Annotated in this window: 6 protein-coding genes and 2 pseudogenes; 5 read left to right on the plus strand and 3 right to left on the minus strand. The window is 39.2% G+C overall.

Annotated features, from left to right (window positions below; genetic code table 11):
* Window positions 1–412 (plus strand): leucine-rich repeat domain-containing protein (locus tag CALSC_RS05350; RefSeq protein WP_143288158.1); only part of this gene is annotated, 412 nt, incomplete at its 5' end.
* A 6-nt stretch (window positions 413–418) separates the two neighbouring features.
* Here CALSC_RS05350 and CALSC_RS05355 read toward each other — a convergent pair.
* Window positions 419–2,347, minus strand: coding sequence for a ShlB/FhaC/HecB family hemolysin secretion/activation protein (locus CALSC_RS05355; RefSeq protein ID WP_235006685.1), 1,929 nt, complete (start codon window positions 2,345–2,347; stop codon window positions 419–421).
* 419 nt (window positions 2,348–2,766) lie between these two features.
* Here CALSC_RS05355 and CALSC_RS05360 point away from each other — a divergent pair, with 419 nt between their 5' ends.
* A complete protein-coding gene (locus CALSC_RS05360) occupies window positions 2,767–5,076 on the plus strand; it encodes a DEAD/DEAH box helicase family protein (RefSeq protein ID WP_088240376.1) in 2,310 nt (769 codons plus the stop codon).
* 17 nt (window positions 5,077–5,093) lie between these two features.
* Window positions 5,094–5,516: a hypothetical protein gene (locus CALSC_RS05365; RefSeq protein WP_088240371.1), complete on the plus strand. Its 423-nt coding sequence runs from the start codon at window positions 5,094–5,096 to the stop codon at window positions 5,514–5,516.
* Here the strand turns inward: CALSC_RS05365 and CALSC_RS05370 are convergent.
* Complete coding sequence (locus CALSC_RS05370; protein WP_088240372.1) at window positions 5,503–5,802, minus strand: TIGR03792 family protein; 300 nt, start codon at window positions 5,800–5,802, stop codon at window positions 5,503–5,505. The two genes, CALSC_RS05365 and CALSC_RS05370, sit on opposite strands and share 14 nt — an antisense overlap.
* A 103-nt stretch (window positions 5,803–5,905) precedes the next feature.
* Between CALSC_RS05370 and CALSC_RS05375 the strand changes: the two are divergent.
* Window positions 5,906–6,256 (plus strand): annotated as a pseudogene (locus CALSC_RS05375) (phasin family protein); the annotation flags it as partial.
* A 78-nt stretch (window positions 6,257–6,334) separates the two neighbouring features.
* Window positions 6,335–6,853, plus strand: coding sequence for an FKBP-type peptidyl-prolyl cis-trans isomerase (locus tag CALSC_RS05380; protein WP_088240374.1), 519 nt, complete (start codon window positions 6,335–6,337; stop codon window positions 6,851–6,853).
* 93 nt (window positions 6,854–6,946) lie between these two features.
* Here the strand turns inward: CALSC_RS05380 and CALSC_RS05385 are convergent.
* Window positions 6,947–7,324 (minus strand): annotated as a pseudogene (locus tag CALSC_RS05385) (hypothetical protein); the annotation flags it as partial.

Genomic DNA, 7,324 nt, shown 5'->3' on the forward strand with positions numbered 1-7,324 from the left:
GTTGTATTTGAGTAACACCCAAGTAGAAGACCTTTCCCTCCTGTGCTCTCTCACCCAATTACAACAGTTGTATTTGCGTAACACGAAAGTAGAAGACGTTTCCCCCCTGTCCTCTCTCAGTCAATTACAACAGTTGTATTTGCATAACACGAAAGTAGAAGACCTTTCCCCCCTGTCCTCTCTCACCCAATTAAAAGAGTTGGATTTGGGTAGCACCCAAGTAGAAGACGTTTCCCCCCTGTCCTCTCTCAGCCAATTACAACGGTTGGATTTGCGTAACACCCAAGTCCAAGATTTTATGCCCCTTAAGAGACTGACCCAAAAAGTCATACTATTTTTAGATCAATCTCAGATAGAAGCCGTCGCACCTCTCAAAGCAAGGAATAATTGGCGAATCATCCATGATGTTTAAGTAACTCTAAAACGGGCGACTAGTAATAGAGAAATAAAGACCATTTTCTTGCAACGTTCCCTTATCCGAATCCACTCCTACCAAGGGAATACCCCAATCTAAACGAATGGTAAATAAATTTCCCTGCACCAACTGTAAACCCAACCCCACAGATGCAAGGCTATTATTGTCTGGTGTTGTACCATTACTATTCCAAGTAGTACCTAAATCGACAAAAGGTACTACTTGTAACAGAGTTTGAGAACGCTTGAAAATTGGCAAACGTAATTCAGTAGAAAGTAAAGCTCCATTATCAGCCAGCAAACAATCTTGACGATAACCACGCACACTACCCAAACCACCCAAACTAAATTGTTCAGTCGGTACCAGGGAGCTATCTGCAAATTGCACATCACCGCGAACCACCAACATTGTATCAGGAGCCAGCAATCGGATCCATTGCCCTTGACCGCGCCAACTAAAAAAGCGACTATCGGGAGCATCACTATTAATAGACGCATTCAAAGCACCAATACCTAAATTAAATTGCGATCGCAACGCGAACACATGACTGCGATTACGTTGTGTCCATTCTTGAAAGAATCTCACCGCAGAAATCCGGGTACGTCCTTCATCATCAGCACCAGCAGATAAAGGGAAAGGTGTATCTAACAGAGAAGTTTTACTTTCACTCCGGGATGCTGTCAGTCCTAAGGTAAATTTCCTAGTAGATGTTTCCACCAATGGCTGACGAAATGTCAATTCATAGTAGCGGGAGTTGGAAATAATATCCAATTCATTAAAGGGATCTTCAATTACGTTACTACGATTATTACTATAAGCAAAACTAAGAGCCCCATTACGTGCATTCACGGGTACAGAATAGCTCAAATCAAAGGCGTTACTACCACTGGTATTCGTATAGCCAATGGATAATGCATCTCCCCATCCTAGTAAATTACCTTGATTTAGTTGGGCGCGACGACGGAAACTACCCACACTGGGGGAACGTCCATTATCTAAGGTAAATTGAGTCCCAAAGGTATCACCCTCAGTCACTTTCACATCCAGTATATTTCTTCCCGGACGGGAACCAGCTACAAGTTCAGCTGATAGATTTTTTACCAGGGGATCTAATTGTAATACTTTTAAAGACTCTAATAAACGAGGAACATTTACCGGCTTTTTGCTAGCTCTAGCAATGCGTCTGCGTATATAACTAGAGTTGAGTCTTCTGGATCCAGTTACATTAATACTTTCTAACCCCCCTTCCACCACCTGAATCTTAACAACTCCATCATTCATTTTTTGGGGGGGAATTAAAGCCCCAGAAGTCGAATAGCCATTATCAATATAAAGCTTTGTAATTCTGGAACGGACTTGCATCAGTTCCGTAAAAGATAGGGGACGTTGGGTAAATGGTTTGAGTACCTCAGCCAATTTTTCAGCACTAAAAACAGTACTACCCTCTACCTCAAAACGCTCTACGGTAATTGTTCCTGGAACCCCTTGAATCGGAGAAGAATCTTCTGAATTTTTTGGTCGAGATGGATTGAGCAGTTCCTCTGGAGGCGGTAGTAAAGGTGTGTCAAGTTGATTTTCTTGAGTCGGAGAATTGAGGGGAGTGATATCTTGTGGAGGTGGAGCCTTAATATTATTCAGGGATGGAGTACTTATTGCTGATTGGTTAATTTGAGCCATAAATCTACCCTTCTTGGTTACTGAAGGGATATGCTCAATTTTTCCTGGATTAATAAATTTACTAGTCCCTAAAGGTACACAATCCGCAAATGTATCTCCTTGACAATTTAGTTGTTTTTGCTGAGAACCCACCGCTTTTACAATATCAGCATCTAAAAAAAAGAAAGTAGCAATGCCCCATAAAAACAAGTAATTAATCTTAAAAATGAGATCAAATAGAGGTATTTTAAATAGTAAAAAATTATATCTTCTCATTGATTGTCCCTGTATTCAGTAAGATATAAGTCAGGATAAAAGCCGCATAAAAAGTTAAGTTATATCAGTATTTTTACTGTCATATCTTAATATTTACTTTGTTACATAGTTCCCAAAATTATTATTTTAATAACAAGTTTATCTGAATTGTCAAAAAAAAACTCTGTTAGTCATTTGTGCTTAAAAATACCTCTATCTCAGTACGGTAAAGTTTGTCTTGCTATTTATCCAAGTAGAATAATTCTTGAGAAGTGATGGCTGATTCTGGTAATCACTACATGCAGCTATTGCCAGCTTCACGTAATTTCATCACAATCAAGCTACTTTTAAGCCAGTTTTTTTTATCCTCAATTTTTGTTCCTGGGGAGGGAATCATACATTTATCAATTAAAAAAGTACTTGGAGGAACAATTAGTGTCATGTCACCCAGAAGTATCAAAATTATTCGCGCAGCTTTCCGCGAAATTCAAAAACTTTCACCCTCGGCTTTGGAGAAAATTTATGAGATTTTCCATCGCTTGAGCAAAGGGGACGAAAGACATACGAAACCTCTGAAAGGGTATAAAAACATGCTGCGTACTAGATTGGGTAAATGGCGTGTCATTTGGCAAAAAGACGCTAACAATATTCTAGTTATTAAAGCTGGAATCAGAGGAGGTATTTATGATGATGCCTTTGATAAATGGGATAACTACAATACTGTCCCTCCTAATATTCTCCAAGAATTACTTACTCCTCAAGGTACAGCACTAGCAGAAAATCCCACTTATCAATGGAATCATGAGAAGGATAGTGATTGGTATAAATTTGTGTATGGTAGTTACCGCAATTCTCCTCAATTAACAGATTACCAAAGAACCATACTAGACGAACCACTAACAAAATTACTTACATATCCCCACATTACTGCTGATAAATTTGAAGATAGTGCTTGTATCGTTTTTCAAAGTGCTCCAGGAACCGGAAAAACTGTATGTGCAAGTTTATTTGCTAGTGAGATCCACCATGCTTATGGGTGGAATACAATGCTGATTGTACCCGAAGCATTACGTAGAGATATTGCGGAATATACAGAAGTTAAACAATCCCTCAATCATGATAATTTTTGGCTAGGGACTTTCCCTCAATGGTTAGGTAAAATAAACCCAGAATTTAACGATAAACTGGCTTCCCCACAGGAAGAATTAGAAGCCTTACGCAAGGCAATTAAATATACTAAAAAAACAGATATTAATCATACTGATGTTTTACTTTATCAAGCTTTTGTCTTGCAAGAGCAAAATCATAAGCAAGGTAAAAATGTCATGTTTAAAGCTAATGCCCAACGGATAAATAATCTATTAAATATTAATAAAAAACATTGGTATAATGCTTTATGTTGTCGCATCAGTCGTTTAGATGCAGCCAAATTATTACAATCAAAAATACATCAACCAATTACAAATACTGAATGCTCTATTCTTATTGTGGATGAAGCACAAGATTTATTATTAAGTGAATTACAGGCAATCATTGCAGTTTGTAAATCTTGGATAGAACAAGGGCATCAAACATATTTATGGTTATTAGGAGATTTAAATCAACGGATTAACCCTACAGATTTTACATGGAACCAATTAAAAATTAGAAATTCTGTTGAACTGAGACGTAATTATAGAAACTCCCGACAAATTTTAGAATTTGCTAATCAATTTTGTGAGATTGGGCAAAAAATTAGCTCTAGTGTAGGAGCAAAAAAATTACCAGAACCAGCAAAACCAGAAGATGCTTTTGAAGTTGGGGAACCAGTACGATTAGTGTTATTTGACACAAAACAACAAGGGTTGGAATTTTTGCAAAAATTAGCCGGAGAAACCAACAAGGAAGAAAATCGCCGTCATTTACTCCATGATTTAGCCAATGCTGTCAAGGTTTTTTCCACTAAACCCCTCAACTCCTCAGACAATTTGTTGATTTTAAATCCAGAGCAAGCCAAAGGGAGAGAATTTGAAGCTTGTGTGGCTTTTTGTCTTTTTGAAGGGACTGGTACCCCCTCATTAGCAGAAAGCTTTCAATGGTATACTTTGCTCACTCGTGCTCGTAGTCGGTTGTTGGTAGTAGCGACTACAGCAGAAATTGATCGGCTGAATCAGTTTGGTAGTGATTATTTTCACAATTGCGATCGCGTAGATAGTCAAACAGCTATCCAGTGGATGACAGAAGTTGCGAGTGATATGGATCTCAACCAAATTACTGATGATGTACAACAGCGATTACTCAAACGGTGTGAGAGTGGCTGTTTATACTGGGATACTTACCTGGCACTACAATTAGCTGGGGTGAGGAGCAGCGAACTTTATCAATGGGAGCAACAAGCAATCTCTCTACTTTCCCAACATCCCCTAGAGCTGTTACAGATTGAATTACAGCAAACTGAAAGTATTTCCCTCCGTTGTCTAATTCTTAGGGCAATGCATTGTTCTTGGCAAGCAGTAGCAGCCGCATCTCCTTTAAAGAATACCGATGTGCCAGAATATGAACGTCTACTTAAGTGTATTGCTAACGATTTGGAACGAAAAAGACTTCCTTATGAAGCAGCAAGGGTCAGGGCATATTTGGTGGATGGAAACTATAAATATAATTTGCCTTTTTGGCAAGAAATTATCAATCCATCCCATCAGTCAAAACCCCTAGTTTCTTTGCTTTGCGAAGCCTTTAATCATCGTTTAGCAAATTTCATATATACGTAAAATAGGGAGATTAAGGCGTGCTACAACATACAGACGAGGAAATTGCTAGACAACTAGAAGAACTGGAGAATACCATCACCACCGGAATCAATTCTGCTCGTCATATTCTCCAAAAAGCCCAGAAAATAGAAAACACTGTTGTTGCAGTTCAACAAACTGTAGGGGAAAAAGCAGCGCAAATTGACATAGCTCAATCAGAAATTGGAGGAATTACTGAGCAAATTATCCAAATGCGATCGCAAACAGAACAAATGTTACAGCAGGTACAGTCAATTATGGATGAGGTGGGGGGTAAACAAGGATTACAGGAATTGCGAAAACAGTATCAAACAGAAATTTTTCTCCTGCGCCAAACTCAGCAGCGCCAATTTTTTTGGTTATTAGTTGTCACCTTGGGCGTTGCTGCATTGGTAGTGTTAGCAATTATTACTCACCCATAACTATATATTCACATGCCTCAATCATCTCATAAGAGTCTGCAAAAGCTTGATCGAACTTTTGATCAATTTCATCTATTTCTTCTTGGGGAATCGCCTTCCACTGTTCTCTAGTTCTCCAATAAATGACGATGGTTACTTCTGTTGATTCCGTGGAATTCGACCATACCTGCTTGCTCACAAACCCAGGATAAGCCGACAATGCTTTTGTCCAGACTGCTGCATCTTGCTGCATAAACAAATCCTGTTTTCCAGGAAGAACTTTAAATTTCAGTAGCTCAACAACCATGTATTTTCATTCCCCATCTGGTTTTGCCACAATATATTCAGTACTAAACTAGAACAATTCTTTAGCATAGCTTGATTAGCTACACTTAAGAGCAGGAGTTAGTTGTTTAAAAAAATTACAGGAAGGGAGTATGGATAACAACAACTGGATGCAACAGTTAGTAATGTTAGGTATTGGTACCACATCCTTAGTCGCCGAAAAACTCAAGGAAGCTAGCGAACAATTAGTTAAGGATGGCAAACTCGATCCCGAACAAGCCAAGGTAGTTATGGATGATATGGTAGAACAATTAAAATCGGAGCAAGGCACTTGGGAAGAGCAAATGGAAAGACAAATGCGGAATATGATGCAGGATTTAGGGGTTGCTCGTCAAAATGAAGTAGATGAATTACGGGGTAGAATTGACCGACTAGAACGTCAGGTAAGAGATTTAGAAAATAAGCTTTGGCGTTAAATCACGTTTTTCGATCTAAACTAGGTGTGTTCTGCTGATAATCTAGTTGTCGAACCACCTCAGTAGAGAGGAATAATTTTGAAAGCGATTTTACTTAGTCTGGGCTTCATGCTCATATGCATAGTTGTGTTAGTAGTAGCACAAATCGGTGGTACGCCACAGAATACTGCTCTTGCATCACAGCTAACTACTGACACAACCAGCTCCACTATTGAAACTGAAACAACTACCCTAATTGCAAATAATAAAATGTCTGATACCATTACCACTGCTTCTGGATTAAAGTACGAAATTATACAAGAAGGTAAGGGTGAAACGCCCAAAACGAGACAAACAGTCGTAGTTCACTACACCGGAACCCTGGAAGATGGAAGCAAGTTTGATAGTTCCCGCGATCGCGGTCAGCCTTTCAGCTTTAAAATCGGTATTGGGCAAGTTATTAAAGGTTGGGATGAAGGTGTCGGTACTATGAAGGTAGGTGAGCGCCGTAAGCTGATTATCCCCTCAGATTTAGGTTATGGTCCCCGTGGTGCTGGTGGCGTGATCCCCCCCAATGCTACCCTGATTTTTGATGTGGAATTGTTAAATATTAAGTAATCATGCAATTCATCCCACGTCTCACTCTTAGAAATGTGGGATGAATTGCTGTTTCAGCTAATAACTAATAATTTACAGTTGCAGGGTTACAGACTATTTACCAGAAACTGTTTTGGCTCCAACAGTTTCTGGTTGTTCTGATTTTGCGGATTTTGCGGATTTTGCGGATTTTACTGATTTTACCGATTTTGCTGGAGTCTCAGTTTTCACTGGAGTAGGAGCCTTTGATGACGCAATAGTTTTTGGTTTAATAGTATTTTTTGATGGATTAATTTTTACCTGACTCGCCATTTCCAGGAAAGAACTCATATTAGGTCCTGGACGACGACGACCATTTGTACTGGTAGGAATAAGATATTTAGGTGCAAAGGTATTGCTATTATCTGTTAAATCCTTGGGAGAACTTACTGGAGGTGTGGGTGCAGGGGTAGAGGTAGGTGTACTTGCTGCGGGTGCGGTTTCTTTTTTCGC

The sequence above is a fragment of the Calothrix rhizosoleniae SC01 genome (assembly GCF_900185595.1).
Classification (GTDB): domain Bacteria; phylum Cyanobacteriota; class Cyanobacteriia; order Cyanobacteriales; family Nostocaceae; genus Calothrix_A; species Calothrix_A rhizosoleniae.

What these genes read in the sequence shown, in the direction of transcription:
- CALSC_RS05370 (WP_088240372.1), bottom strand. Translation starts at nt 5,802, where the DNA reads ATGGTTGTTGAGCTACTGAAATTTAAAGTTCTTCCTGGAAAACAGGAT.
- CALSC_RS05355 (WP_235006685.1), bottom strand. Translation starts at nt 2,347, where the DNA reads ATGAGAAGATATAATTTTTTACTATTTAAAATACCTCTATTTGATCTC.
- CALSC_RS05360 (WP_088240376.1), top strand. Translation starts at nt 2,767, where the DNA reads ATGTCACCCAGAAGTATCAAAATTATTCGCGCAGCTTTCCGCGAAATT.